The sequence below is a fragment of the Paenarthrobacter ureafaciens genome (genome assembly GCF_004028095.1).
Lineage (GTDB): Bacteria > Actinomycetota > Actinomycetes > Actinomycetales > Micrococcaceae > Arthrobacter > Arthrobacter ureafaciens.
In genome coordinates, this window is sequence record NZ_SBHM01000006.1 from 233,221 (window position 1) to 258,202 (window position 24,982).

The 24,982-nt window shown below is 63.2% G+C and carries 26 protein-coding genes, 2 tRNA genes and 1 riboswitch; of the genes, 4 read left to right on the top strand and 24 right to left on the bottom strand.

Going from position 1 to position 24,982, the window contains the following annotated elements; all coding sequences use genetic code 11:
- Positions 1–5: 5 nt before the first annotated feature.
- The 3 genes from nrdE to nrdH all read right to left on the bottom strand — a co-directional run bounded on the left by nrdE (position 6) and on the right by nrdH (position 2,936).
- Positions 6–2,147: a class 1b ribonucleoside-diphosphate reductase subunit alpha gene (nrdE, locus tag AUR_RS02145; RefSeq protein WP_021470660.1), complete on the bottom strand. Its 2,142-nt coding sequence runs from the start codon at positions 2,145–2,147 to the stop codon at positions 6–8.
- An 11-nt stretch (positions 2,148–2,158) separates the two neighbouring features.
- Positions 2,159–2,629 carry a class Ib ribonucleoside-diphosphate reductase assembly flavoprotein NrdI gene (gene nrdI / locus AUR_RS02150; RefSeq protein WP_021470661.1) on the bottom strand — a complete coding sequence of 157 codons (471 nt, stop codon included), beginning with the start codon at positions 2,627–2,629 and terminating at the stop codon, positions 2,159–2,161.
- A gap of 61 nt (positions 2,630–2,690) precedes the next feature.
- Entirely contained in the window at positions 2,691–2,936 is a 246-nt protein-coding gene (gene nrdH / locus AUR_RS02155; RefSeq protein ID WP_031215987.1) for a glutaredoxin-like protein NrdH, read from the bottom strand.
- A 393-nt stretch (positions 2,937–3,329) separates the two neighbouring features.
- On the opposite strand from nrdH, the gene AUR_RS02160 reads away from it, so the two are divergent.
- Together AUR_RS02160 and AUR_RS02165 are read left to right on the top strand one after the other, a co-directional pair.
- Positions 3,330–4,295, top strand: a complete 966-nt coding sequence (locus AUR_RS02160) for a LysR family transcriptional regulator (RefSeq protein ID WP_021470663.1) — start codon at positions 3,330–3,332, stop codon at positions 4,293–4,295.
- 52 nt (positions 4,296–4,347) lie between these two features.
- Entirely contained in the window at positions 4,348–4,851 is a 504-nt protein-coding gene (locus tag AUR_RS02165; protein ID WP_021470664.1) for a DUF2004 domain-containing protein, read from the top strand.
- 22 nt (positions 4,852–4,873) lie between these two features.
- On the opposite strand, the gene AUR_RS02170 is transcribed toward AUR_RS02165, so the two are convergent.
- The 7 genes from AUR_RS02170 to AUR_RS02200 all read right to left on the bottom strand — a co-directional run bounded on the left by AUR_RS02170 (position 4,874) and on the right by AUR_RS02200 (position 11,239).
- Positions 4,874–5,863: a methylenetetrahydrofolate reductase gene (locus tag AUR_RS02170; protein ID WP_062096968.1), complete on the bottom strand. Its 990-nt coding sequence runs from the start codon at positions 5,861–5,863 to the stop codon at positions 4,874–4,876.
- A 354-nt stretch (positions 5,864–6,217) separates the two neighbouring features.
- Positions 6,218–6,955, bottom strand: coding sequence for a hypothetical protein (locus AUR_RS02175; protein ID WP_062096969.1), 738 nt, complete (start codon positions 6,953–6,955; stop codon positions 6,218–6,220).
- Positions 6,952–7,890, bottom strand: a complete 939-nt coding sequence (locus AUR_RS02180; RefSeq protein WP_241650843.1) for a vWA domain-containing protein — start codon at positions 7,888–7,890, stop codon at positions 6,952–6,954. The genes AUR_RS02175 and AUR_RS02180 overlap by 4 nt, the downstream gene beginning before the upstream one ends.
- Positions 7,887–8,888: a vWA domain-containing protein gene (locus AUR_RS02185; RefSeq protein ID WP_062096971.1), complete on the bottom strand. Its 1,002-nt coding sequence runs from the start codon at positions 8,886–8,888 to the stop codon at positions 7,887–7,889. The genes AUR_RS02180 and AUR_RS02185 overlap by 4 nt, the downstream gene beginning before the upstream one ends.
- Positions 8,879–9,334 carry a hypothetical protein gene (locus AUR_RS02190; RefSeq protein WP_062096972.1) on the bottom strand — a complete coding sequence of 152 codons (456 nt, stop codon included), beginning with the start codon at positions 9,332–9,334 and terminating at the stop codon, positions 8,879–8,881. Before AUR_RS02190 ends, AUR_RS02185 begins: the two co-directional genes overlap by 10 nt.
- Complete coding sequence (locus tag AUR_RS02195) at positions 9,324–10,220, bottom strand: DUF58 domain-containing protein (RefSeq protein ID WP_062096973.1); 897 nt, start codon at positions 10,218–10,220, stop codon at positions 9,324–9,326. The genes AUR_RS02190 and AUR_RS02195 overlap by 11 nt, the downstream gene beginning before the upstream one ends.
- Before the next feature lie 11 nt (positions 10,221–10,231).
- Positions 10,232–11,239, bottom strand: a complete 1,008-nt coding sequence (locus AUR_RS02200) for an AAA family ATPase (RefSeq protein WP_062096974.1) — start codon at positions 11,237–11,239, stop codon at positions 10,232–10,234.
- A gap of 152 nt (positions 11,240–11,391) precedes the next feature.
- On the opposite strand from AUR_RS02200, the gene AUR_RS02205 reads away from it, so the two are divergent.
- On the top strand, positions 11,392–11,595 hold the full coding sequence (locus AUR_RS02205; RefSeq protein ID WP_370583580.1) for a hypothetical protein: 204 nt from the start codon (positions 11,392–11,394) through the stop codon (positions 11,593–11,595).
- A 22-nt stretch (positions 11,596–11,617) separates the two neighbouring features.
- Here the strand turns inward: AUR_RS02205 and AUR_RS02210 are convergent, their stop codons facing one another.
- Both AUR_RS02210 and AUR_RS02215 read right to left on the bottom strand, forming a co-directional pair.
- On the bottom strand, positions 11,618–12,868 hold the full coding sequence (locus AUR_RS02210) for an ROK family transcriptional regulator (protein ID WP_031215991.1): 1,251 nt from the start codon (positions 12,866–12,868) through the stop codon (positions 11,618–11,620).
- A 179-nt stretch (positions 12,869–13,047) separates the two neighbouring features.
- Positions 13,048–14,226, bottom strand: a complete 1,179-nt coding sequence (locus AUR_RS02215; protein ID WP_241650844.1) for a class I SAM-dependent methyltransferase — start codon at positions 14,224–14,226, stop codon at positions 13,048–13,050.
- Positions 14,227–14,419: 193 nt separating this feature from the next.
- Between AUR_RS02215 and AUR_RS02220 the strand changes: the two genes are divergently transcribed.
- The gene (locus tag AUR_RS02220) at positions 14,420–14,797 is read left to right on the top strand and encodes a cupin domain-containing protein (protein ID WP_031215993.1); all 378 of its coding nucleotides are present in this window, start codon (positions 14,420–14,422) and stop codon (positions 14,795–14,797) included.
- A gap of 69 nt (positions 14,798–14,866) precedes the next feature.
- Here AUR_RS02220 and AUR_RS02225 read toward each other — a convergent pair.
- The 12 genes from AUR_RS02225 to thiD form a co-directional block, all read right to left on the bottom strand.
- Positions 14,867–14,939, bottom strand: a tRNA-Ala gene (locus tag AUR_RS02225).
- 175 nt (positions 14,940–15,114) lie between these two features.
- Positions 15,115–15,187: transfer RNA gene (locus tag AUR_RS02230), tRNA-Ala, on the bottom strand.
- 113 nt (positions 15,188–15,300) lie between these two features.
- Complete coding sequence (rsfS, locus tag AUR_RS02235; RefSeq protein WP_062096976.1) at positions 15,301–15,708, bottom strand: ribosome silencing factor; 408 nt, start codon at positions 15,706–15,708, stop codon at positions 15,301–15,303.
- A gap of 60 nt (positions 15,709–15,768) precedes the next feature.
- Positions 15,769–17,124, bottom strand: a complete 1,356-nt coding sequence (locus tag AUR_RS02240; protein WP_062096977.1) for a hypothetical protein — start codon at positions 17,122–17,124, stop codon at positions 15,769–15,771.
- Positions 17,125–17,131: 7 nt separating this feature from the next.
- A complete protein-coding gene (nadD, locus tag AUR_RS02245; RefSeq protein ID WP_021470678.1) occupies positions 17,132–17,755 on the bottom strand; it encodes a nicotinate-nucleotide adenylyltransferase in 624 nt (207 codons plus the stop codon).
- Between the two features lie 55 nt (positions 17,756–17,810).
- Positions 17,811–18,047: a hypothetical protein gene (locus tag AUR_RS02250; RefSeq protein WP_021470679.1), complete on the bottom strand. Its 237-nt coding sequence runs from the start codon at positions 18,045–18,047 to the stop codon at positions 17,811–17,813.
- An 82-nt stretch (positions 18,048–18,129) separates the two neighbouring features.
- Positions 18,130–19,494, bottom strand: coding sequence for a glutamate-5-semialdehyde dehydrogenase (locus AUR_RS02255; protein ID WP_021470680.1), 1,365 nt, complete (start codon positions 19,492–19,494; stop codon positions 18,130–18,132).
- On the bottom strand, positions 19,491–20,669 hold the full coding sequence (gene proB / locus AUR_RS02260; RefSeq protein WP_021470681.1) for a glutamate 5-kinase: 1,179 nt from the start codon (positions 20,667–20,669) through the stop codon (positions 19,491–19,493). The genes AUR_RS02255 and proB overlap by 4 nt, the downstream gene beginning before the upstream one ends.
- Positions 20,659–22,245: a GTPase ObgE gene (gene obgE / locus AUR_RS02265; RefSeq protein WP_021470682.1), complete on the bottom strand. Its 1,587-nt coding sequence runs from the start codon at positions 22,243–22,245 to the stop codon at positions 20,659–20,661. Before obgE ends, proB begins: the two co-directional genes overlap by 11 nt.
- 133 nt (positions 22,246–22,378) lie before the next feature.
- Positions 22,379–22,642, bottom strand: a complete 264-nt coding sequence (rpmA, locus tag AUR_RS02270) for a 50S ribosomal protein L27 (protein WP_021470683.1) — start codon at positions 22,640–22,642, stop codon at positions 22,379–22,381.
- Between the two features lie 58 nt (positions 22,643–22,700).
- Positions 22,701–23,009 carry a 50S ribosomal protein L21 gene (gene rplU, locus AUR_RS02275; protein WP_021470684.1) on the bottom strand — a complete coding sequence of 103 codons (309 nt, stop codon included), beginning with the start codon at positions 23,007–23,009 and terminating at the stop codon, positions 22,701–22,703.
- 343 nt (positions 23,010–23,352) lie between these two features.
- On the bottom strand, positions 23,353–24,873 hold the full coding sequence (gene thiD / locus AUR_RS02280) for a bifunctional hydroxymethylpyrimidine kinase/phosphomethylpyrimidine kinase (protein ID WP_062096979.1): 1,521 nt from the start codon (positions 24,871–24,873) through the stop codon (positions 23,353–23,355).
- A riboswitch (TPP riboswitch) is annotated at positions 24,864–24,962 on the bottom strand. It overlaps the preceding gene by 10 nt.
- Between the last annotated feature and the right edge of the window lie 20 nt (positions 24,963–24,982).

The following is a 24,982-nucleotide window of genomic DNA, read 5'->3' on the forward strand; positions in this document are numbered from 1 at the left end:
CACCGTCATAGCGCACATGAAACACAGCCTTCCACCTCAGTGCCCTCAAGGGCCATCTGGCGGAGACGGATGTAGTAAAGGGTCTTGATGCCCTTGCGCCATGCGTAGATCTGCGCCTTGTTGATGTCACGCGTGGTGGCGGTGTCCTTGAAGAACAGCGTCAGGGACAGGCCCTGGTCCACGTGCTGCGTGGCAGCGGCGTAGGTGTCGATGATCTTCTCGTAGCCGATCTCGTACGCATCCTGGTAGTACTCCAGGTTGTCGTTGGTCAGGTACGGAGCCGGGTAGTAGACGCGGCCGATCTTGCCTTCCTTGCGGATTTCGATCTTGGCGGCCACCGGGTGGATGGAGGACGTGGAGTTGTTGATGTAGCTGATGGAACCGGTAGGCGGAACCGCCTGGAGGTTCTGGTTGTAGATGCCGTGCTCCATGACCGAGGCCTTGAGCTCGCGCCAGTCATCCTGGGTGGGGATGTGGTGGCCGGCGAAAAGTTCGCGGACGCGCTCGGTAGCCGGAACCCATTCCTGCTCGGTGTACTTGTCGAAGAACTCACCGGAAGCGTACTTGGACTTCTCGAAACCGCCGAAAGTCTGGCCGGTCTCGATGGCCAGCTTGTTGGAAGCACGGAGGGCGTGGAACAGCACCGTGTAGAAGTAGATGTTGGTGAAGTCCAGGCCCTCTTCGGAGCCGTAGTGGACCCGCTCGCGGGCAAGGTAACCGTGCAGGTTCATCTGGCCGAGGCCGATCGCGTGGCTCTGCGCATTGCCCTGTGCGATGGACGGCACGGAGTTGATGTAGGACATGTCGGACACGGCGCTCAGTGCACGGATGGAGGTCTCGATGGAGAGGCCGAAGTCCGGGGAATCCATGGTCTTGGCGATGTTCATGGAACCGAGGTTGCAGGAGATGTCCTTGCCAACGGTCTCGTAGCTGAGGTCCTCGCCGTAGATGGACGGGGTGGAAACCTGCAGGATCTCGGAGCAGAGGTTGCTCATGGTGATCCTGCCGTCGATCGGGTTGGCCCGGTTCACGGTGTCTTCGAACATGATGTACGGGTAGCCGGACTCGAACTGGATCTCCGCGAGGGTCTGGAAGAACTCGCGGGCGTTGATCTTGGACTTCTTGATCCGGGAATCGTCCACCATCTCGTAGTACTTCTCCGTGACGGAGATGTCGGAGAAGGGCACGCCGTAAACGCGCTCGACGTCGTACGGGGAGAAGAGGTACATGTCCTCGTTCTTCTTGGCGAGCTCGAACGTGATGTCCGGAATCACGACACCCAGGGACAGGGTCTTGATACGGATCTTCTCATCCGCGTTCTCGCGCTTGGTGTCCAGGAAGCGGTAGATATCCGGGTGGTGCGCGTGCAGGTACACAGCACCGGCACCCTGGCGGGCACCGAGCTGGTTGGCGTAGGAGAAGCTGTCTTCGAGAAGCTTCATCACGGGGATGACGCCGGAGGACTGGTTCTCGATCTGCTTGATCGGGGCACCGTGTTCACGGATGTTGGTCAGGGACAGCGCAACACCGCCGCCACGCTTGGAAAGCTGCAATGCGGAGTTGATGCCACGGGCAATCGACTCCATGTTGTCCTCGATGCGCAGGAGGAAGCAGGAGACGAGCTCGCCGCGCTGGGCCTTGCCGGCGTTGAGGAATGTGGGGGTGGCCGGCTGGAAGCGGCCGTCGATGATCTCGTCCACCAGGCGGGTGGCGAGCTCTTCGTTGCCCCGGCCGAGGTGCAGGGCAACCATGCAGACGCGGTCTTCATACCGCTCAAGGAAGCGCTTGCCGTCGAAAGTCTTCAACGTGTAGGACGTGTAGAACTTGAAGGCGCCAAGGAAGGTCTCGAAGCGGAACTTCTTCTTGTAGGCGCGGTTGAAGAGGTCACGGATGAAATTCATCGTGTACTGGTCGAGGGTTTCACGCTCGTAGTACTGGTTCTTCACCAGGTAATCGAGCTTCTCTTCCAGGTCGTGGAAGAACACGGTGTTGTTGTTCACGTGCTGCAGGAAGTACTGGTGCGCGGCTTCGCGGTCGGCTTCGAACTGGATCTCTCCGTTCGGGCCGTACAGGTTCAACATGGCGTTGAGCTCGTGGTAGCCCAAGCCCTTATAAGCCTCGGGCAGTGGCTTCTTGGCCGATTCCACGGCGCTTCCGGCTACATCTGTTTCTGCGACAGTCGTGTCCAAAACTTTTCCAATCCGTCGTTGACACGGATGACGTCTTCCGGCGTCCCCATGAGTTCAAACCTGTATAGATGCGGCACCTTGCATTTGGCGGCGACGATGTCCCCGGCTGCGCAATAGTTGTCCGCGAAGTTGGTGTTCCCCGCACCGATAACACCGCGGATCAGTTCCCTGTTCCGCGGGTTGTTCAAAAACCTGATGACCTGCTTGGGCACAGACCCCTCGCCGTTGGTACCGCCATACGTGGGCAGTACCAGGACGAAAGGTTCAAGGGCTTCGAGCGGGGCGTCCTGGGCGTAGAGGGGAATGCGCGCCGCATCCCTGCCCAGCTTTTGAACAAAGCGTTTGGTGTTTTCCGAAGTGGAGGAGAAGTAGATGAGGTGACTCCTCGTGGTGACAGCTTCCGTCGCTTTGCGTACGGTTGCCGCTGCCAGCGGTGCCATGGGAGTCACCTCGACTACATAGGAATTCTTAGTGTGTTGCAGTGGTGTAGGTCAAAGACCTTTAGGCCACGGAAGAGGACACGGACTGGGCCAGTTCCTCGATCTTGTCCGGGCGGAATCCGGACCAGTGGTCCTGCTCGGTGACCACGACCGGAGCCTGCATGTAACCCAGTGCCTTCAGGCGTTCCAGGGCCTCTGCATCCTGTGAGATATCGACGCTTTGGTAGGCGATACCCTTCTTGTCGAGCGCACGGTACGTCGCGTTGCACTGAACACAGGCCGGCTTCGTGTAAACCGTAACGGTCATGATCACTGTCCCCTTAGTTAAAGTCTGTTGCTTGGGCTGGCTTCCTGCTCAATCCGTAAATCGATACTACATGTAGTGCATGCGCCCCACCGGGACCCCAAGATGATGTATTACAAGTATGTCATTCAATCCACCGGTAGTCCACAGGCAGAGGCCCTCAAAATGTCCGGGATTCCGCCGAAGTGAGAGATGAAATCCACAAGCTGTGGAGTACTTAGCCACATTTAATCTCCAGCGTGTCGCCGCCACACGGCGTGTCGTGACACTTTGAAAACTGTGGTCCGGGCAACAGCAAGCTTTGCTGTCGGTAGACATCGGGAGTACGGTGTCCGAGGTGCCCGCAGGCGTGCACTCCCCAGCAAAGCCGGGGCAGAACGAGCAAAAGGACAGCTGATGGTCAACCTTCTCCATCTCCGAACGCTTTTGGAGGTCACCCGGCTGGGTTCGTTCGCGGCAGCAGCAGCACAGCTCGGCTACACAGCCTCCGCCGTGTCACAGCAGATGGCGGCGCTGGAACGGGACACGGGAGTTGAGCTCTTTCAGCGGTCAGCCCGCAGCGTAGTGCCGACGGAAGCCGCCCTGACCATGACCCGCCATGCTTCCAAGGTCCTGACCGACGTCGAAGCCTTGATGGCTGCCGCATCCCGGACCAACGACTCCCCCGCCCAGGAACTGCGGCTCGGCATTTTTCCCAGCCTGGCCACCTACGTCCTGCCCGACATCCTCCGCAACGAACGCTGGAACGGCCTGGGCATCGAACTCAAAGTCTCAGTAGCCGAACCCGCCCAAACCATTCAGGGTCTCAGGAGCGGTGGCGAGCTGGACGTGGCTTTGGTCTATCAAGTGGGCCAGTCCGGCCTGGCCTGGCCGCATTCGCTGGAACGCCAGTGGATCGGCGACGACGACTTCCGCGTAGTCCTTCCGGCCTCGTGGAAAATCCGCGAGGACGCCGACATCGAGGCCGCGCACCTTTCCGATATGCCGTGGATCGTGCACCACCCCGGAACAAGTGACGCGTTGGTGATTGAGCGCCTGTTCGCAAGCTGCAACCTGCACCCGCGCGTGGTGGCCTACAGTGACGACTTCCACGCCAGCCTCGAAATGACCGCTGCCGGTCTTGGCGCGTCGCTGGTTCCGGAACTGGCGCTGCGCAACCGGCCGTCCGGCGTCGTGGTCCTCGACGTCCCGGACATCCGGCTGGCCCGTAACGTTTTCGCTTTGCTGATCAATGAAAAGCGGACGGCGCAAGTGCAACTCTTCACCCAGCTCCTGGCCGATACTCTTCGCGGGACCACCGGCAGGAGCGGGTTGGCGCCGTTGAAATCCGTACCGGCCAAGGCTTCCCCGCGTCGACGGTGAAATATCCACAAGTTGCTGGAACCCTCTGCTTGATCGGGGTTAGATTGATCACATGGGCAAGGTAGCGAGCAAATATTTTGGGGAGATAGAGCTCAACCACGGGCGGGACCACTGCTTTGAGGCCAAACATGACCTGAGTGGCGCTCCGCTTCGGCTGGACTTGAATGTCACGGCGCACGACCATTTCGACGAGGCCGCGCTGCGCAAAATGGACTACCGACTGAGGTTCCTGCCGGAACTGGTGGACCAGGTCCGGGAAATGATCGCCGAGGAACTCGACCAGGACGGAACCAACCCCCAGCAGTTCCTCCACTTCCACTGCTCCCAGCTCAAGGAAGAGCAGTTGGAGTCCGTCTTCGGCGTGCGCGACAAGTCCCAGCTCACCAACGACGTTTTCCTCAAAGCCCTGAAACTGGGCCACGTGGCCATCTATCCGGGTCAACCCGAGCGCTATTTCGTGCTTGATTTCACGCTGGGCTCGCACTTCACGGATGAAGTGCTGGTAGTGGCCGCGGATGAGGACGGCGTGGTGGATGACGAGATTCTTTGGGAATAAACTGCTCACCGCGAAGGGTGTGTCAGATAGCGAATTCCTCGTGGCGGACCGGCTCAGGGGTAGGTGACACGGGCTGCGCACGGAACGTCGGCCTCGCTGGGCGTGGCAAGGCGAGCTTGTCCAGGACGTCCAGCGCGTGGGCGTGCTCGTTGAAGGTGTACAGATGAATGCCGGGCGCACCAGCGTCCAGTGCCGCATTGGCAAGGTCCACCGTGGCGGCCACACCAATCCGGCGCTGCTCAGCTTCGGTGTCCGCCGCGGCCAGGCGCTCCATCAGGTGCGCTGAAGGGTCGACGCCGGCCAGCTCACCAAGGCGCTTCAGGCGCCTGAGGCTCGTGAAGGGCATGACCCCGGGAATGATGGGAATGGTTACCCCGGCCCGCCGTGCCCTGCTCACCAGGTTCGAGTACTCGTGCGCTTGGAAAAACACTTGCGTGATGGCAAAGTCCGCGCCGGAACGCTGCTTGGCCAAGAGTACTTCAACATCATGTTCAACGCTGGGCGACTCGGGATGTTTGGCGGGGTACGCAGCAACCCCCACGGCGATCTTTCCCGCACAGAGCAACGCGGTGCGGCGTTGCTCTACGTGGCGGACGAGCTCAATGAGATCTTGCGCGTACCTCAGCGAACCGCTGGGCGGAAGCGTGCCGTCCTGGGGCAGGTCCCCCCGCAGCGCGAGGATTCCGCGAACGCCGTGGTCAAGAAGTTCGGCAATGATGTCGGCCAGCTCGGCCGGGGTGTTGCCCACGCAGGTCAAGTGCGCCAAGGGCCGTAGCGTGGTTTCAAGCAGCAGCCGGTTGATCAGGTCAACGGCGGTGTCCCGGTTGGAACCGCTGGCACCATAGGTCACCGAAACGTAGTCGGGATCGGTGGCTTCCAGTTCGCGGATGGTGGTCCACAGGGTTTCTGCGGCTTTCGGGGAACGCGGCGGGAACAGCTCGTAGGACAGTGCGACGGGAGCGGTTGCGGCGGAAAGGTTTGAATGAGTGTCGGTAAGGGTTGGTGGCGACATTTGCGTCCTCGGCTGTTCGTCCACGAACGTCTACCCCCGGGCCAAGGGGCCGTCGGTAGATGTTCGGTGAATTGAGTTTGGGATACACGAAAAGGGCCCCAGCAGGCCGCAGCCGCGACTGTTACGCCTGGAGTGAAGCTTTCCGTGTGCAAATGTCAGGCCCACATGGGGGCACCCACACCCTCCTCACCACCCTTGCGGGGCGGATCCAACGGAGGATCGCTGACACGTTACCGCGGTAACTTGATGACGACTCTAGGACGGCAGCCCGGGACTCTTCAACTCGGGCTCCGAATTAAGACGCACTTTTACGCCTTACCCTTGATACTTCGTGAACTTTATTCGCCGAAATGGTCACCAAGGCCTGTCCACTCCCGGATTGTCGGGACCGTTGAGGTACCTGTCCCGGTCCTGGCCCTCCTGTCGCTCACGCTGTGCCTGCTCAGCGGACTCCTGCAGCTTCCGAAGCTGTTCCTGTTGCGGAGGAGCCGGCGACTGCCCGGGTGGAGGAGACGCAGCCGCCTCCGATGCGCCGCTGCCCGCTTTCTTGCGCACCAGTCGCGCTTCGGCCGAATCCAAGGCATCGCCCTCACCGTCGGCGTTGGCCGGTCCCTCGTGGCGGCACGCCGGCGGAGACTCCTGCACTACCGCCAGCGCTTCAGCGAAAAGCGTCCCGGCATCCGGCGTCTGCGCTTCGACTGCCGCATCTCCCAACTTCTCAATGCTCAAGGCAAGGTTCACCCGGACCTTGCACTCATCAAATCCGGGATTCGCGGACAGCGCGGACGCAAAGTCCTTCCTCGCCGCAGCAAAGTCACCGGCCAAGGCATGGGCGTCACCGGATGCGACATACGCCTTATGCGGTTCGAGCACGTTGGCGTAAAGCAACCACCCGGAAGCCCTGCCCAGGCTCTCCTCCTGTCGGGCGGCAAATGCTTCGGATGCGCTTCCGCCCAGCACACCCACGCTCAGAAGCTTGGCGGCCACGGCGAGCCCCGCCAGGGCAGGGACCGCGGACCACAGCGCGAGCCGCCTCTTCCGCCGTCGGGCATTGTGGCGGCTCCCTTCACGGGTGCCGGCGTCACGGGTCATTGTGTCCTCCCCGGGCGTAGGCTCCGCAGGGCGGCGGCGTGCCGCATGGGCTCGTGAAGGAGGAGCAGGAATGCCCCGAAGGCCACCAGCCAGTACAGCTCCGCCCTGCCCGGGCCGCCTACCGTTGTGCCTGCGAGCGCTCCCGGCTCTGCTTTGGTGAGCAATTCGGCGGTACCTTCGTCCCCGCTGCGGTGCGCATAGGGCAGGTTGAGCTGCGCGGCGATGTTCCTGAGGGCGCCTTCGTCGAGCCGGGAGACGCCGTCGACGTCTTTCATGCGCCCGCCCTGGGCGGTGCCGTAACCGAGTACCGCTCCCCCGTTGATGCCGGTAGCGTCAACGGGCAGCCGTTCGGGGGGCGTGGCGGACGTGTTTTCACCGTCGCCGGCGTAGAAGACCAGGGCGGGCCTTCCCGGTTGTTGCATCTGTGCGGCGGCCAGCCTGTCCTTGAGCAGCCTGCCAGCGCTGGTGATGCTGCTGCCCGCAGCAAATCGGGGCGCTTGGGGTTGCAGGGTGGCCATGGCGGTTTGGAGTGCGGTGGTATCCCTGCTGAGTGGCATTCGGACGGTTGCCTGGTTGTCGAAGGTGATGAGGCAGAACCTGGCTCCGGCCAGTTCCTTGGCCATGCTTGCCACGTCCTGTTTGGCACCGGCCAGCCGGGTTTCGCTGCCGTGGTAGTCCTCGGCGGCCATGCTGGTGCTTGTGTCCACCAGGATGAACACGTCCAGGTCGGCGGCCGCCGTGGTGCCTCCTGCCCCGGCCCACCCCGGGCGGAGAGCAGCCAGGAGCAGGAGTACGACGGCGGCGGTGCGGGTGATGGTGGAGGGTACCTGTTGCTTGGGTTGCTTGCCGTACAGAGTTAGCCAGGTACCGAATGCAAGGACGAGGAGCACCGCGGCTGCGAGGTAGGGCCACGGAACGATGGGGGCAAAGGTCATAGCCCGTGCCTCCATCCCAGTACCAGCAGCCCCATGCCGGCGAGCGCTGCGATACCGAGGGGCCAGGCGGGGTTGTCCGTAATGATGGATACGGGCGCCGCGCGGTAGCTCGTGGCTTCGGTTTCCTGGACCTTGGTGACGATGCCGGGCACGGCCTCCGGGCTGTCCAGCGTGTAGTAGCCGCCGCCGGTGGACTGGGCTGTTGCCCTGAGCCGGGCACCGGGTTGCTCGGCGTCATCACCGTAATCGAAATCACCGGGGTTGATGGCGTGGACTTTGATGTTTTTCTGCTGCGCGAGGGCGCCTGCCTCCTCGAGGGTGAAGATGGGGTTCCCGGAGAGGAAGTTATCGGTCGCCAGGACCACTGACCGGGAACGCTGTGCTTCGCCTGTACGGGAGCTTGCGCTGGGGTCGGCTTCAGCGTCGGGGAAGCTTTGGACGCACGAGGCCAGCCCGTCACCGATCAATGATGAGCCGCCCCTGTTCCACGTGCCGTCAAAGAAGGCTCCGGCTCCGCTGTCCAAGGCTTTGCGGGCTTCGCCCAGTTGTTCAACGGCGTAGTCGTAGTCGTCGGTCAATGGAAAGAGCTGGACGCTGCTGCTGTCGAAAATGACCATCCCGATGCGCTCGCCGTCGAACTCTTCCGCGAGCCGCTGGAAGACCCCAACCAAGGCTGCGTCCGTGCTGGTCATGGATCCGGAGACATCGAGGCACAGCACAATGTCGCGGTTCCGTACTTCGGGTTGGTCGGTGGTGCGGTGTGTCGGTCTGGCGGCGGCGGTCACTGCGCCGGCAAGGACTATGGCGCTGAGTACCAGCGCACTGGTGAGTCCGCGTCGGTGGTGGCGCAGCGCCCGCTGGTATTCGGGCAGGGCGGTGAGCCGGTCCGCGTGCGCAACGGGCCGGTCCTTTCCGGGGCGCCGGCGCCGGTGCAGCAGCCAGGCAATGGCCGCGGCAACTGCGGCGAGCGGCACCATCCACCAGAATGTCAGTTCCATTCCAGCACCGCCCGGCGCGCTGCGTCCGCGGATTCACGGATGGACGCACTGGTTGTTGGCGCGAACTCTGCCGGGTAGATGCCTGCAACCGCCCTGGTGAAGGGCGCGAGGCCGCCGCCTTCCAGTTCGGCAAGCGTCATGTGCGTGGCCGGTTGCTTCGTGACCGCTGATGCGAAGTCGCGCACAAGGAAGCTCAGCCTCTGGTGGGCGTCGCGCTCACCGAGGGTTCCGGCGTCGACGTCGGCTGCCACGGCGTCTATGGCCGCAAGGCACGATGCACGCAGCCCCTCCACATCGGGAAGCGCCGCTGCGGTTGCGGTCCTGCGTCGGGAGGGCAGGAACAGCCAGGCGTACCACGCGGCCACCACCACCAGCAGCACCACACCCAGCCACAACCAGACGTCCTGGTAGAGGAGCGGCCCGTAGAAACCGGAGTCATCCTGCATGTCTCCCCCTTCCGGCCTTGTGGCGTTCCAACAGCGAGAAGACAGCAGCAAGGACTTCCCCGCTGCTGCCCGCTTGCTCCTCGGCAATTCCAAGACGTCGGAAGACCTCCCGGCGCTCCTCCTCGCGCCGGAGCATGGCAGCGGCGTAGGCGGCCCTGACCTCCGGTTTTGCGGCGAGGCCGGCGGGGATGGTGGACCCCTCCTCCACGTCCCTGCTCGTGGCGGCGGGCCCCTCGAAGGCAAGCACAGCGTCCTTGACGGTGAACCACAGAACCTCATGCCGGCCCGCCAGCCGTCGGAGGAGGTCCTGGGCACGGGCATCGGGCATGAACTCATCAGCCACCCCCACAATGAGCAGGCGCCCTTTCAAGTACCTCAGTGCGTAGTCGAGGTGTTTTGCCATGGCGCTCGCAGGGGCGTCCGGGGTCACGGCATCGTACACCCGGCGGAGGAGTCGTTCCAGCTGGTCTTCGCCCCTCTTGGGCGGCACGTAGTGCGTGCCTTCCGCTGAGCCGTGCAGCAGGCCGACGTCGTCACCGTGGCGCACCGCGAGGTATCCCAGCACGCCGGCCGCATCCACCGCGATGTCCCGTTTGGTTTCGCCCGAGGCGGCCTCGGCTGCCATGGCCCGGCCTGTGTCCACCAGCAGCAGGACTGAATGCCGGCGCACGGCCGTGTACCGCTTAACCAGCGGTGATCCGTGCCGGGCAGTTGCCTTCCAGTCGATATCCCGGATTTCGTCTCCCGGGACGTAGGATCGCAGGTCATCGAAGTCGAGGCTTCGGCCCTTGAACACGGAGCCGTATTCTCCGTCCAGGAGGGTCATGGTCTTGCGGTGGGCGAAGATGAACATCTTCGACTTCACGCGTTGAAGCAGGCTCGGCACCTTGTTGCCCGCTAAGGGGTCTGCACAGCAGCGAGGACGGCGTCGATGACCGTCTCAACGGAGACTGCCTCCACAACCGCGTCGAAGCCCAACACAATGCGGTGGCGAAGGATCCGGTGCGCCAATTGCTTGACGTCCTCGGGTAGGACGTGGTCACGTCCGTTGAGGAGGGCCAGCGCCCTTGCGGCCTGACTGAACGCAATGCTTGCCCGGGGGCTCGCGCCGAACTCAACCAGCCGAGCCAGCCTGGGTTCAAGATATTGGGAAGCGTTGCGTGTGACGTACGCCAACCCGACGATGTAGCGGACGATCGCGGGGTCGATGTAGACGCGTCCCACCAGCGTCTGGAGCTGAACCACCGAGTCAAGGGACGCAGCGGCCGGAGGTTTGCCTGCGGGGTCGAACACGCCGGCGTCTATCCGCCGGATAATTTCGGCTTCTTCAGCCGGAGAGGGATAGTCCAGGACATCCTTGAGCATGAAGCGGTCCATCTGGGCTTCGGGCAGCCTGTAGGTCCCCTCCTGTTCAATCGGGTTCTGGGTGGCCAGTACCAGGAAGGGCTGCGGAAGGGGGTAGGACTGGCCGCCGATGGACGTCTGCCGTTCCTGCATGGCCTCCAACATTGCACTCTGGGTTTTGGCGCTTGAGCGGTTGATCTCGTCGAGCAACACAATATTGGCGTGCACCGGACCGAGCTGCGTGATGAAGGTTCCCTTGGCGGCATCAAAGATCTGGGTCCCGGCGATGTCGCTCGGCAGGAGGTCGGGGGTGCACTGGATCCTTCGAAAATCGGCGCTGACGGCGTCCGCCAAGGCCTGGGCTGCGGTGGTCTTGGCCAGTCCCGGGACACTTTCCAGGAGTACGTGGCCGCCCGTCATGAGTCCGATCAGGAGGGTCTCACGGAGCCGTTCCTGGCCCACCACCTTGGCGTCGAAGCTGCGGCTTATGCTGCCCGCGAGTTGCTGTGCCCGGGCCATTTCCGGTGCTTCGATTCCGGCCGTGGCTGTGTTCTGAAGCACGTGTGGTCCCCTCATTGGCATTCAATGTCCGTACCGGGTCCCGGCGTAACGCCACGGGTCCCGATATTTGGCCACTCTATCCAAGCCGCCGCCTTGAATGCTTGCAATGGGGACCCCTCCCCATGCGGACGCCGGAGGTCTATCCTTTTGCCATGCATCAGCTACCAGCCGCTTACCAGAGGTACCTCGACAGCCAGAACCAGCACGTCATTGATGCCGTGCGTCCCGTGTTGCTGCAGTCAGCCGCCGACCAAAGGCATGGGGTCCGCATCACGTACAATCACGGCCCAACCGGGCACCAGGCCCATTTGGACGAGTCCATCCCCTACGGCGAAATCGTCGAGGACATCGACTAGTTTCCTGACGCTGCGGTGGGCATCAGCCTTCCAGCAACAGCCTCTGCGCCCTCGGGGCCAGCGTGTGCTCGAGGACCAGGCACGCCGCTCCAATGGCGCCCACGTCCTCACCCACGCCCGAGCCCACCACGTCAATGCCATGGATCATCCGGGCAGCGCTGTTCTCGGTAATAAGGGCAGGGACACGGTCCAGGAAGTACTTGGACATCCTCCCCCAGAAAGGTCCGCCGAAAACCACACGCTCGACATCGAGGGTATTGGTCACCACGGAAACGGCCCTGGCCACCAGCACCGCCGACTTCTCCAGGATGGCCACAGCCCGCTCATCGCCGGCATCGGCTTTGTCGCACAACATTGCATAGCGTTCCTGCACGGCCGGAGCGTCCGCGCCCTCAGCGTGCCCATCCAGCACACCCTGCGCTTCAGCCTCCGCCACCAGCACCTGCGGGATGCAGGAGGACTTCACGCAACCACGGAGTCCGCAGTCACACTCAGGACCATCGGGATCCACGATGATGTGGCCTATTTCGCCGGCGTTTCCGGACGTGCCGCGGACAACTTCGTCGTTGAGCACCAGCCCGCAACCGATGCCGGTTCCCATGTACATGAACACGAAACTGCCGGCGCCACTGACCCCGCCCGCCCAGGTCTCCGCCACCGCGGCACTGGTGACATCCTTGTCCACGAGGGTTTCCAGGCCTGTGGCTTCAGCGAGGGCTTCGCGGATGCTTACCCTGTCCCAGCGGGTCAACAACGGCGGCTCCACCACCGAGCCTTCATTGAGATCGATCGGGCCAGGAACGGCTACGCCCAGGCCGGCGATCTTGGACTCATCCACCCCGGACTCGTCGATGAGGCCCCTGATCTGCTCCGCGATCCCGGTGATCACCAGGGCCGGGTCGCCGCCGGGGGTGGCCATCCGGGAATGCCGGACAACATCACCCAAGAGATCCAGCACAACGAACGTGATGACTGCGGGATCCAAGTGGACTCCCACGGCATACATGCCGGAAGGATTCAGCCGCAGGATGGTCCTGGGCTTGCCCGGACCGGAGCCTTCCTTGCCGGCTTCGACAATGAGTTCCTGGTCCAGCAGGCGCCGCGAAATGTTGGAGATCGTCTGCGGGGAAAGGCCCACGACCTTGGCCAGTTCCACACGGCTAAGCCCGCCCGGGGAGCGTCGGATTGCTTCAAGGATGACCGTCAGGTTGAAGTCACCCATGCGGGGTAGGTTCGTTCCGCGCCTCGGTGCCGGCGTCCGGGTCTCAGTCACGGATTCCCCTTGTCTAGAGAAACAACTCATTGATGTTGACGTTTGTCAGAATCGTACGTCAGCCCCCTTCAGAGGGATATGCACGCCTTGAACTGAATGGGAAACGGGTACGACGACATTGAATTCTATGTGACGTCCCCCGCACTCCTGTGTTTCATGACACCGCCGGGCGCGGCGTACTACCCCCTCACGCTGCGGGTCACCGTGAACTTGGGATTGCGGCCCACCACCACCGTGTCCCCGATCAACCGCTCCAAGGCAGCGCGGTACTGCAGATGGGAGTTATAGACGGTCCAGAGCTCTCCACCGCGGGCGAGAACCCGTGCGGCGGCCTCGAACATCTTCAACGCTGCACCGGCGTGGACGCTCGTTCCAAGGTGGAAAGGCGGATTAAGGAGGATGAGGTCGGCACTGGCCGGTTCGAAGGTGGACATGGCATCGTCATGGATGACCGTAACCTGGCCGCCGACGGCGTTCGCCTCAACGGTTCCCCGCGCCGAGGCCACTGCTGCGGCCGACTGGTCCGTAGCCCGCACGCGGGCCACCGGGTGCTTCCGGGCGTACATCGTGGCAAGGATCCCGGTTCCGCAGCCCAGGTCCACCACTCTCGCCGCTTCCGGCATTTTGTCCAGGAACGTCAGGAGGTACCGCGTTCCGCTGTCCAGCCGCGCTCCGGAGAACGCAGCACCATGGGCGCAAACGTCTATGCCAAGTTCGGGGAGGTGCTGCGTCACGGGATACGGCGCAGGTCCTGCCGGGGGTTTGGGGTCCGTAGCCAAGAGCACCCGCGACTTCCGGCGCGCCAATTGGGGCTGGACACTGGAGAAGTACTTCTCCAGCACAGCGTTCATCGACAGGGACATGTGTTTGACCCTTCCGCCTGCAAGCAAGACCGCATCTTTGGCTGCATGGCGCGCAACGGCGTCGACGATTTCCTCCAGCTCAGCCAGCGACTTCGGCAACTGCAGAAGTACCAGCCCGACCCCGGCGAACAGTTCGGGAACGAGCTCGAAGGTCTCGTAGCGGCCTTCCAGGCCGGCCGCAGCGGCGTTGCGTTCCAGGGCCACCCTGCCCGTGTACAGGTCCTGATGGACACTGACGTGCCCGACGCCGGGTCCCGCCACTGTGCCGAGAGTCGCCACTGCATCAAGAGTCTCCACTGCACCCAGGGCCAGGGCCCCGTAGCGGTCGCCAATGACGGCAACGTCAATCCCCTCGCCCACGAACTCAGCAGCGTGATCCAACAACAGCCTGTCAGTAGCGTCATACGCCAAGAGGTTGGGCGCTTCCACATCCGGAAACCTGCCAAGGCTGCTGAACAGTGCCTCGAGGTCGGCCACGGCCACGTCCTTACCCACTTTCCTTCATGATTGGTCCTGCAGTTGTTGAACAGGAAATTCCTGTGCCATGCCCCTCGACTTCGACGCCGGGCGGGAGGATGGTTGGTTCTGCAACCGACTATCGCCCATCCTTGGGCACTGGTCCCGGCCAGCCCGAGAGCCCGGCACCGGGTCCATCACCAAAACGGCTCCCCTCCCCTGCGAGCAAGCCATGAGTGTCAATGTTGTCACGCAACTCCAAGTGAAATCCCACAACTCGCCCGACGAATCACGCCGGCCTGACAAGACTACGGTGGACGTCGTTACTGTTGGCGACTACACAGTCGGAAGATACACGTTCGAGCCGGGGTGGACCTGGGCCGAATGCATCAAACCCGTGGTGGGGACGGACACCTGCCAAATGAGCCACGTTGGGTATTGCGTCTCCGGGGCGCTGGACGTCGAAACTACCGACGGCGGGAAAATCAGTATCTCCGCCGGTGATTCCTACACCATTCCCCCAGGCCACAACGCCCGGGTGGTAGGCGACCAGCCGTTCCAAGGCATCGAGTTCCTCAGCGCAGCCGACTTCGCCCGCCCCTCGGAGTGACGAACCGTCCTGTGTATCCGGCACGAACGAAAAAGGCTCCGCTCAAATGAGCGAAGCCTTTGTCCGAAGTGGAGCTGAGGGGACTCGAACCCCTGACCCCCTGCATGCCATGCAGGTGCGCTACCAGCTGCGCCACAGCCCCGGACTGATTGCCTCTTGGAAGTTCCCTTCCTGCCGAAGCAACTCGTCAATACTACATACAAGTTTCCCAGATGCGAAATCAGGGAAGTTGATGTGGATCACACAGGCAGATTGATCCTGATACAGAAAAATCCTCCCTGCCCCGGACTCAGTCCGCGGTAGGGAGGATTTGTTTGTGGAGCTGAGGGGACTCGAACCCCTGACCCCCTGCATGCCATGCAGGTGCGCTACCAGCTGCGCCACAGCCCCATATTCGCGTTGTTCGGTTTCAGGCCTTTCAGCTCTTCCGGCCGAAGCAACTCAAATATCTTAGAACAGCGTTTTCGGTAATTCCAAATCGGGCATATTCCGAGGTGAAAGCGTTAGCTGAGCTCGGACTCGTCACCCGATGCAGCCTTAGCCGATGCGTCGTCGCCGAGTTCAAGGTCAACCACAGGGCAGTCCTTCCAGAGGCGCTCCAAAGCATAGAACACGCGGTCTTCGGCATGCTGGACGTGGATGACGATGTCCGCGTAGTCGAGCAGCACCCAACGGCCTTCGGAACGGCCCTCGCGGCGCACCGGGCGGAGATCCTGCTTCAGCAGTTCCTCTTCGATCCCGTCAACGATTGCATTGACCTGGCGTTCCGTGGGCGCGGAAGCGATCAGGAAGATATCGGTCAGCGCCAGGCGCTCACTGACGTCCAGGGCAACGATGTCCTCGGCCAGCTTCTCGGCCGCGGCGCGCGCAGCGTGGCGGGCGAGGGTAATGGATTGTTCGTGTGCAGACAAAGGTACTCCTTGTTGTGGCCGAACGGCCGCTATTTGTGGCAAACGCCGTTGTCAGCGGGTCTAGCCGCTGGTGATCATGATGATGCCGACGATCAGGGCGATAAGCCCAGCCGCCAGGACGCCGTACTGCAACAACCTGTTGCGCTGCGCACGGGCCAAACCTGCGGTGCCGGCATCGAGGGGGTCGAGCCCATAGGCTGTGCTCGCGGACACCGGCGCCCGCTCGGCGTCCTGCCCGGATTCGACGACGGAAGTGCGCTTGCGGGCGTTCCGCGCCACAGCCTCCGCGCGGGCCAGTACACCTGCACGGCCCCGGGGATTCCGGGCGGGCCCCTGCTTGGTTTCGGTCGTCGGGTTGGGAGAGGTAACGAGCGGCACGAAAGTGGTGTTCGGCCGCTTCATCACCGGACGTTCCACTCCCGGAACCTTCACGAATTCCAAAGGGGTGACCATGGCCAGGTTGTTCGCCGTCGACGGCCCGGAATCGAGGGTCGGAGACTTTGCCGCAGATTGCTTAGCTGCGGCAGGTTTGCCCTGGTCCCCGGATTTCTCCTGCCGTGCCTGTTCAGCCAGCTTCTGCTTGGCGGCGGCACGCTTATTGAGGACGGCAGCCCGCTCCGCCAGAGCGATCTGCTGCGCCAGAACCTCAGGATCCACGGCAAGGGGGTCCTGCTCGGCGATGTGCTCCAGTTTGGACGTCTGGTTCTGCACCTGCGCGGCAATCAACTCGCGGACGGCGAGGGCCTGTTCGACCGACATATCCGCCTCGGCCGGCGCGGATCCGGGCGTTTCAGGCGCTGGTTTTCCAACCCCTGGCTTTTCCTCGGCCGGCGTCGCAGTTCCCGACGTCGCAGCGCCCGGCTTGGCAGCGCCCGGCTTGGCCGGGGCGCCAGGGGCCGATATGCCCTTCACGTCTTCCTTGGCTACGCCTGCGGACGTAGAACCCGCTGGCGGAACAATGGGGTTGGCCGACGTCGCCATCTCGGCCTGCAACTGTTGCAGGCGAAGCTGCCTACGCGTGGGCGGACCACCGCCGGAAAGCTGCTCTTCCTTGTCAGCCAGTTCCTTGATGGCGCGCAACGCTGCACGGTCGCGGGCGCGGATCTGCGAGGAACGTTCGGCCGCGGCCGACGAGACGGCATCAACCGGGGCATCGGCGGCCCGACGATTCCGTGCAACACCTGCTGGGCGGTTGGCCTGTTGCTGCTGGGCGGGCTTCGCTTCAGCCGTCTGGGCCCGGGCAGGACTGGCCACGGCAGGCTGGGCTTTAGCGGGCTGGGCTTGAGCGGGTTGGGCTTGAGCAAGCTTAGCTTGGGCAGGCTGGGCTTCAGCCGGCGCCGAAGCTTGCGCCTGCTCTTCCCGGGCACGTCGAAGTTCGCGCCTGCTGCGGATGGGTCGCTGTTCCTGGCTGCTCATTAAAAACTCATTCAGTACGTGCTTGGTCGTCTGATCCGGTCAGTGCTGGTGCCAACTCTGCTGCGTCCGGGTGCGGTGCGTACAACCCGTACTTGGCGATGTACTGTACAACCCCGTCAGGTACCAGGTACCAGACCGGGTTGCCCTCGTTCACGCGGTTTCGGCAATCGGTGGACGAGATGGCCATGGCAGGTACCTCAAGGAGGCTGACATCCTCATCCCGTCCAAGGTTGTGCAACTCGTGCCCCGGCCTGGTGACGCCCACGAAGTGCGCCAGGGACCACAGTTCGTCCACATCTTTCCAGGACAGGATTTGCGCCAGTGCGTCCGCGCCGGTGATGAAGAACAGGTCGGCATCGGGGCGCTGCTCGCGGAGGTCACGGAGGGTGTCAATGGTGTACGTCGGACCGGGCCGGTCAACGTCCACCCGGCTCACCGTGAAGCGGGGATTGGATGCCGTGGCGATCACCGTCATCAAGTACCTGTGCTCAGGCTTGCTGACCTCTTTGTTCGACTTCTGCCACGGTTGTCCCGTAGGCACGAACACGACTTCGTCCAAAGCGAACTTGGCCGCAACCTCACTGGCAGCCACAAGGTGACCGTGATGGATGGGATCAAACGTTCCACCCATCACGCCCAAGCGGAGCCTGCGCTCCGAATCCCCGCGCGGTGTTGCAGCGATGATGTTAGTGGCCTGCGTGGTGGGTGTGCTTGTTGGGGTGCTGGCGGTGCGGGTCCGCGTGCTCCTCGACGGCCTCGTGGCGGTTACCGAGGTTGGTGTAGGAAAGAGTCACAAACATGAGGACAAGCAGGATGGCGAACATCACGATCCCGAAGACCCACGGCTCGGCCCAGAGCGGAGCGGGCTCGTGGCCGCCTTCAGTTTGGGCGGCAATGGACGTGGCGATCTGCTGAAACAGCATCTTCTCCCCTAGTTGGTTCTCAAGAAATGACGACGGCGGGCGTTCCCGCCGTTCCGGACTTCTGTTCTATGTTACAGCGTTGCTAGCTGCGGACCTGGCCCTCGCCTTGGACGATCCACTTGGTGGTGGTCAGTTCCGTCAGGCCCATGGGTCCGCGGGCATGCAGCTTCTGGGTGGAAATGCCTACCTCGGCACCAAGGCCGAGTTCCCCGCCGTCGGTGAACCGCGTGGACGCGTTGACGATCACTGCAGCAGAATCCACTTCCGCAATGAACTTCTCGGCATTGGCGAGGTTATTGGTGAGGATGGCCTCCGTGTGCCCCGTGGTCCAGGTACGGATGTGCTTGACCGCTTCGTCCAGGGAGTCCACCATGGCAACGGCCAGGTCCAGATCCATGTATTCGGTAGCCCAGTCCTCGTCGTCCGCGGGCACCGTTTCGACGTCGGGGCCCAAGGCAGCAGCAATGCGTTCGTCAACATGAAGCCTGACGCCGGCTGACCGCAGCGCCTTCGCCACAGCAGGGAGCACACTGGCGCCCGAGTGAACCAACAGCGTTTCCACCGTGTTGCAGACGCTGGGCCGCTGGGTCTTGGCGTTCAGCAGGATCTCCACCGCCATCTTTTCCGAGGCGGATTCATCGATGAAAATGTGGACGTTCCCTTCACCCGTCTCAATGACAGGCACGGAAGAGTTGGTCACCACGGTCTGGATGAGGTCACGCCCACCACGCGGGATGAGTACATCCACCTTGCCACGGGCACGCATCAGGACGTTGGCGCCTTCGCGGCCGAACTGGTCCACGGTTTGGACAGCATCCGCCGGAAGCCCTACGGAATCCAGGGCTTCACGCAAGATGCGCACAAGCGCCTCGTTGGTATGGGCAGCGGCCGAGCCACCGCGGAGGATCACGGCGTTGCCGCTCTTGAGGGCCAATCCGGCAATGTCCACGGTGACGTTCGGGCGGGCCTCGTAGATTGCGGCCACAACCCCCATGGGTACGTTCACCTGGCGCAGGCGCAAACCGTTGGGCAGGGTCTGGCCGCGGACCACGTTGCCCACGGGATCCGGGAGGCCTGCGAGGTTCTCCAAAGCCGCAACGAGTCCCTCAATGCGTGCAGGCGTCAGGGTAAGCCGGTCAAGGAGGGCAGCGGAGGTGCCGTTGGCCTTGCCTGCGGCGACGTCTTTGGCGTTGGCCTCCAGGACCTGCTTCTGCTGCTCCAGCAAGGCTGCTCCGATGGCACGGAGCGCGCGGTCCTTCCAGGCCCGGTTGGCTTGACTCATGCGGCGGGCAGCCTTGCGGGACCGGTCGGCGATCGCGTAGACCGCGCTTTGGACATCTTCGGGCGTAACCGGGACAGCGCCTGCCACGGGGCTTGCCGGCGTCTGGCCGGAAGCACCGGAAACGTCGGAAGTCACAAGGGCATCAGGGGTCAGCGCTTCAGTCATGCTCCAAGTTTAGATGAGCGGGGCGCGCGCACGAGCACCAAGTCATCAACATGAACAACTTCACGGTCATAGCCGCGGCCCAAGGCTTGACCCAGTTCCTGCGTGGTGCGCCCGAGCATGCGGGGAAGCTCCTCGGAGGAATAGTTGACCAGGCCACGGGCGACGACTGTTCCGTCCAGGCCCACCATCTCCACGGGGTCGCCGGCTTCGAATTCGCCTGTGATGTTCGAAATGCCCGCGGGCAGGAGTGACCTGTGCCTGTCGCGCACGGCCTTCACTGCGCCGTCGTCGAGCACCAGGCGTCCCCGGACAGTGGCAAGGTGGGCCAGCCACAAAAGCCGGACCGGCTTGCGGTTGCCGTTCACCGCGAACCAGGTTCCAACGTCCTCGCCCGCGAGGGCGGCTGCGGCGTTGGCGGTGGACGTCACCAAGGCGTGGATTCCGGAGCTTGCGGCGATGGAGGCAGCCTCAACCTTGGTCATCATCCCGCCGGTACCCACTCCGGCTTTGCCGGCCTTGCCGATGGTGATGCCTTCCAGGTCCTGCGCTCCGCGCACCAGGGAAATGCGCTTCGCACCGTGGGCGGGCGGCCCGTCATAGACGGCGTCGACGTCGGACAGGAGCACCAAGGCATCGGCGCGCACCAAGTGGGCCACCAAGGCCGCAAGGCGGTCGTTGTCGCCAAAGCGGATTTCGTGCGTTGCGACGGTGTCGTTCTCATTGACCACCGGAACGACTCCGAGGTTCAGCAGCCTGTTCAGGGCACGGAAAGCATTGGTGTGCTGGGTCCGGCGCATCAGGTCGTCTGCGGTGAGCAGGACTTGGCTGACGGTGACTCCGTGGGCGTTGAACGCCTGCGTGTACCGCGCCATCAACAGCCCCTGCCCAACACTCGCGGCAGCCTGCTGGGTGGCCAGGTCCTTGGGACGCTTGGCCAGGCCCAGGGGCGCCAGCCCCGCCGCGATGGCACCGGAGGAAACCAGGATGATCTCCGCACCGGCATTGCGCTTCCCTGCCAGGGCATTCACCAAAGCGGTAAGCGACTTCTCGGAAATACCGCCCTTGATGCTGGTCAGCGACGAGGAACCCACCTTGACGACGATGCGCTTGGCTTCGGCAAGCTCGCGGCGCTGGTGGAGGCCTGCTTCCGGTGCTTCGAAAGTGCTAGTCGTCATCACCGTTGTCCAGGTTGCTTTCCTTGACGGTTTGGGCACGACGGCGGCTGGCGGATTCCGTCCAGATGCCCGCCTTCCGCTCGGCTTCCAGTTCGGCGCGCGCGGCAGCCTTGGCCTCGCGGCGCTCAAGCTGCTCCTCACGCTTCTGGGCACGGGTGGGACGATCGCCGATGTCGGCGATGCGGATGTCCGTGCCGCGCGGAGTGGCAAGGAGTTCGGCACCGGCCATCATGGTGGGTTCCCAGTCGAAGACGACGCCGTCGTCTTCGCCGATCACCACGGTGTCTCCGGGCTTGGCCCCGACCTTGAAGAGTTCGGTTTCCACGCCCAGCTTGGCAAGGCGGTCGGCGAGGTAGCCGATAGCTTCCTCGTTGGTGAAATCGGTCTGCTTGACCCAGCGCACGGGCTTTTCACCCAGGACGCGGAAGAGCGGCTCAAGGTTCTTCTCCTCGCGGCGGATCCGGAAACCGGCCTCGTTGACGGCGCGCGGCCGCAGGACCTGCGGGGCAACCTTGGGCGGTGCAGCCTTGACGGCGTCACGGGCAGCCTTGACGATCTCGGCCATGGCGAAACTGAGCGGGCGCAGGCCTTCGCGGCTGGTGGCCGATACTTCGAAGACGCGGTAGCCGCGGGCTTCGAGGTCCGGCCTGACGAATTCGGCCATGTCCTTGCCGTCCGGCAGATCCACCTTGTTGAGCACCACCAGCTTGGGGCGTTCGTTCAGGGGAACCACTTCCCCGTCCACTCCCGCGTAGCTCATGTCAACGGCGTACTTCTCAAGTTCCGCTTCAATGATGGCGAGGTCGGACAGCGGGTCCCGGTCCGATTCGAGCGTTCCGCAGTCCAGCACGTGCACCAGCGCAGCGCAACGTTCGACGTGGCGGAGGAAGTTGTGGCCAAGGCCGCGGCCCTCGCTGGCGCCTTCGATGAGCCCGGGCACGTCCGCGATGGTGAAACGCACGTCGCCGGCCTGGACCACGCCCAGGTTAGGCACCAACGTGGTGAAGGGGTAGTCGGCAATCTTGGGCCGGGCTGCCGACATCGCGGCAATCAGGCTTGATTTTCCGGCAGAAGGGAAACCGACCAGGGCGATGTCGGCGATGGACTTCAGCTCCAGGACGATGTCGCTGGATTCTCCCTCGATTCCCAGGAGGGCGAACCCCGGAGCGCGGCGCTTTTGCGAGGAGAGTGCTGCGTTGCCCAGTCCCCCGATGCCACCGGCAGCTGCAACGAACTCGGTGCCTTCTCCGACCAGGTCTGCCAGGACCTTTCCGTCCTTGGTCTTGACTACCGTGCCGTCAGGAACGGGAAGAACCAGTGTTTCCCCGTTCTTGCCGTCACGCCAATCACCCATGCCAGGGCCGCCGTTGGTGGCGTGGCGGTGAGGGGCATGGTGGTAATCAAGGAGCGTGGTGGTCTGGCTCGAGACACGGAGGATGACGTCGCCGCCATTGCCGCCATTGCCGCCGTCGGGCCCGCCCAGCGGCTTGAACTTCTCGCGCTTGACGGAGACACAGCCATGGCCGCCGGTACCGCCTGATACGTGCAGGACTACCCGGTCTACAAAGCTCGCCACGTGAATCTCCTCTATTGCTGTCAACAGCGCGAACGCCTTGCCCAGTGCGCCTGGCGCCCTGAACGATTGTAATGCGGTTAAAAGAACAGTGGAGCGGACCTGTTGGCCCGCTCCACCGGTTCAGAAAGTGTTGTTACTCTGCGGCAGCAGCAGCAACGATGTTCACCACGCGACGGCCACGGCGAGTACCGAACTCAACCGCACCGGCTTCGAGGGCGAACAGGGTGTCGTCGCCACCGCGACCGACGCCTGCACCGGGGTGGAAGTGGGTGCCACGCTGGCGAACGATGATTTCGCCTGCGGAAACTACCTGGCCACCGAAACGCTTGACGCCGAGGCGCTGTGCGTTGGAGTCACGACCGTTGCGAGTGGAGCTCGCGCCTTTTTTGTGTGCCATGTGAAATGCCTGCCTCTAAATTTCTGGGGAAACTGAAATCTGAACTACGTAACGGACGTTACGCGATGCTCGTGATCTTGATCTTGGTCAGTTCCTGACGGTGACCCTGGCGCTTCTTGTAGCCGGTCTTGTTCTTGAACTTCTGGATGACAATCTTGGGACCGCGGAGGTCTTCCAGGATCTCAGCCGTGACCTTCACCTTGGCCAGGTCCGCAGCAGCGGAGGTGACCTTGTCGCCGTCAACCAGGAGCAAGGCGGGCAGCTCAAGCGTGCTGCCGGCTCCACCGGGGACGCGGTTCAGAGTTACGTAGTCTCCAACGGAAACCTTTTCTTGGCGGCCGCCTGCGCGGACAATCGCGTACACCACTTGGGTACTCACTTCTCTCGACGTTTCTTACTAAATTTGCGTGCGGAACCCCGAACCGGAATCAGGCCTGGTTCACGCTGTGCCTCAACGCCGTGGACTTCAGATCGAAGCCCGCGAGTCATCCCATGAACAATTCCAAGGGGCATAACCCAAGTGTTGGCGTAAGCACCGAAGATCAAGATTACGCTAGTTTGACCTTCAGCTGCAAATGAGGCCGGGTCCGGAAGCCACCACGTGACGCTTGTCACCAGTAGGAACGGACGTTCCCGGCACCGTGCCCATACAGCTTACAGCCTCTACGTGGCCTTGCCGTTGATTTCCCGTCCGACGCGCGGCGTCCGTGTTACGAATGCAGTCTTGGGGCATCAAAGAACGCGGTCTCGTAGCGGCAGGACTGGACGAAGGCTTCCTTCATGGCAGCCCGCTCACGGCCGGATGCCGCAGCTGCTGCGGCATCCGTGAGAGCAATCGCCTTCCGCGTCGCCTCCGCAAAATCCTCGTCCGCATAGGTCCTCAGCCAATCCGCGTAGGGATGGTTCTCCGGGGAACCGGCTTGGACGAAGTCGGCGTGCAGTTGCTGCCCCACTTCCGCATACAGCCAGTAGCAGGGCAGGACCGCAGCAAGCAGGACGCCGTAGCTTCCCGAAGCAGATGACGCCACCAGATGGTCCACGTAGGCCTTGGTGACTGGGCCGCTCTGCGTCGTCGCTTCACGGCCGCTCAGCCAGTTCCGGTGCAATTCGGATTCCACGTCAAGGCACTGTTGGGAACCCCGGGCCCAGAACAGCTGCTCTTCTTCGGTCGGGGCGAGGGCACCTGCCCGGGCAAGCACCCTGGAATACCCGTTGAGGTAAAGGGCGTCCTGGGCCAGGTAGTAACTGAACTCGGACTCCGGCAACTCCCCGGACCCCAAGTCCCGTATGAAGGCAAGCCCTTGGATGGCTTCCAGCTCCACGGCGGCTTCCTTCCACAGGAGGGCAGCGAAGGCCCCGGGCCGGGATGATTCCCGGAGATGGTGGAAATGGTGGATCGGACCGCTCCCCTGGCCCACTTCAAGATCGTCAGCCCTCATCAGAGCCTCGCGCAACCAGGGCTTGACTTCCCGCAGGGACGCCTCCCAATCTCCTGTTCTTGCCTGGACAGTGGCCAGGGCCGAGGACAACGAGCAGCCAGTGCCGTGGCTGTTCCGTGTCTGAACACGCGGTCCCCCGACTTCGATCACGTCCTGACGCAGCAAACCGCTGGTGTTGATGAGCGCATCCGGACACTGCGCCCCCGGCAAGTGGCCTCCCTTGACCAGCACCGTATTGCCGCACTCCCCGGCCAACCGTTTGCCCTGGTCCAGCGCCGCAGGCCAGTCCTCCGCTTCGGGTTCCCCCAGCAGCATGGCCAGTTCCGGAAGGTTGGGTGTAATGAGGTCCGCCATCGGCAGAAGGTCACGCAAGGCTGCCTCGGCTGATTCCCGCAGCAACCGGTCACCGCTGGTGGCCACCATCACCGGGTCCAGGACCACGACGGCGGGACGTACCTTGGCAAGCCAGGTCCGGACCTCGTTGATGACGGCGGCATCACCGAGCATCCCGATCTTCACGGCGTCGATAGCGACGTCGCTGCTGACGGTTTCCAACTGCTGGCGGAGGAATTCCACCGGCGGCACATGCACACCGCTGACGCCCCGCGTGTTCTGGGCCGTCAGCGCGGTGATGGCGGCCATACCGTAGCCGCCGTGCGCAGCAATGCTTTTAAGGTCCGCTTGGATCCCCGCCCCGCCGGAGGGGTCCGAACCAGCAATGCTCAACACCCTCGGATGTGTACGGATGACCGCTGGCAACGGATAAACAGCAGAAGACGACATTGAAGTCATGGAGACATCCCTTCGCCGGTGCTAACCGGACAGGTTCAACGGGTCTGGATCTCAGCCCGGCCCAATGCCCGGCACCCCGTGTCAGTGTCCTAGCCTAGCCCGGAAGCCC

Coding starts and splice junctions, on each gene's coding strand:
- nrdI (WP_021470661.1), bottom strand. CDS start 2,629: ATGGCACCGCTGGCAGCGGCAACCGTACGCAAAGCGACGGAAGCTGTC.
- nrdH (WP_031215987.1), bottom strand. CDS start 2,936: ATGACCGTTACGGTTTACACGAAGCCGGCCTGTGTTCAGTGCAACGCG.
- AUR_RS02160 (WP_021470663.1), top strand. CDS start 3,330: ATGGTCAACCTTCTCCATCTCCGAACGCTTTTGGAGGTCACCCGGCTG.
- AUR_RS02165 (WP_021470664.1), top strand. CDS start 4,348: ATGGGCAAGGTAGCGAGCAAATATTTTGGGGAGATAGAGCTCAACCAC.
- AUR_RS02170 (WP_062096968.1), bottom strand. CDS start 5,863: ATGTCGCCACCAACCCTTACCGACACTCATTCAAACCTTTCCGCCGCA.
- AUR_RS02175 (WP_062096969.1), bottom strand. CDS start 6,955: ATGACCCGTGACGCCGGCACCCGTGAAGGGAGCCGCCACAATGCCCGA.
- AUR_RS02180 (WP_241650843.1), bottom strand. CDS start 7,890: ATGACCTTTGCCCCCATCGTTCCGTGGCCCTACCTCGCAGCCGCGGTG.
- AUR_RS02185 (WP_062096971.1), bottom strand. CDS start 8,888: ATGGAACTGACATTCTGGTGGATGGTGCCGCTCGCCGCAGTTGCCGCG.
- AUR_RS02190 (WP_062096972.1), bottom strand. CDS start 9,334: ATGCAGGATGACTCCGGTTTCTACGGGCCGCTCCTCTACCAGGACGTC.
- AUR_RS02205 (WP_370583580.1), top strand. CDS start 11,392: ATGCATCAGCTACCAGCCGCTTACCAGAGGTACCTCGACAGCCAGAAC.
- AUR_RS02220 (WP_031215993.1), top strand. CDS start 14,420: ATGAGTGTCAATGTTGTCACGCAACTCCAAGTGAAATCCCACAACTCG.
- AUR_RS02240 (WP_062096977.1), bottom strand. CDS start 17,124: ATGAGCAGCCAGGAACAGCGACCCATCCGCAGCAGGCGCGAACTTCGA.
- nadD (WP_021470678.1), bottom strand. CDS start 17,755: ATGGGTGGAACGTTTGATCCCATCCATCACGGTCACCTTGTGGCTGCC.
- AUR_RS02250 (WP_021470679.1), bottom strand. CDS start 18,047: ATGCTGTTTCAGCAGATCGCCACGTCCATTGCCGCCCAAACTGAAGGC.
- AUR_RS02255 (WP_021470680.1), bottom strand. CDS start 19,494: ATGACTGAAGCGCTGACCCCTGATGCCCTTGTGACTTCCGACGTTTCC.
- proB (WP_021470681.1), bottom strand. CDS start 20,669: ATGACGACTAGCACTTTCGAAGCACCGGAAGCAGGCCTCCACCAGCGC.
- rpmA (WP_021470683.1), bottom strand. CDS start 22,642: ATGGCACACAAAAAAGGCGCGAGCTCCACTCGCAACGGTCGTGACTCC.
- thiD (WP_062096979.1), bottom strand. CDS start 24,873: ATGACTTCAATGTCGTCTTCTGCTGTTTATCCGTTGCCAGCGGTCATC.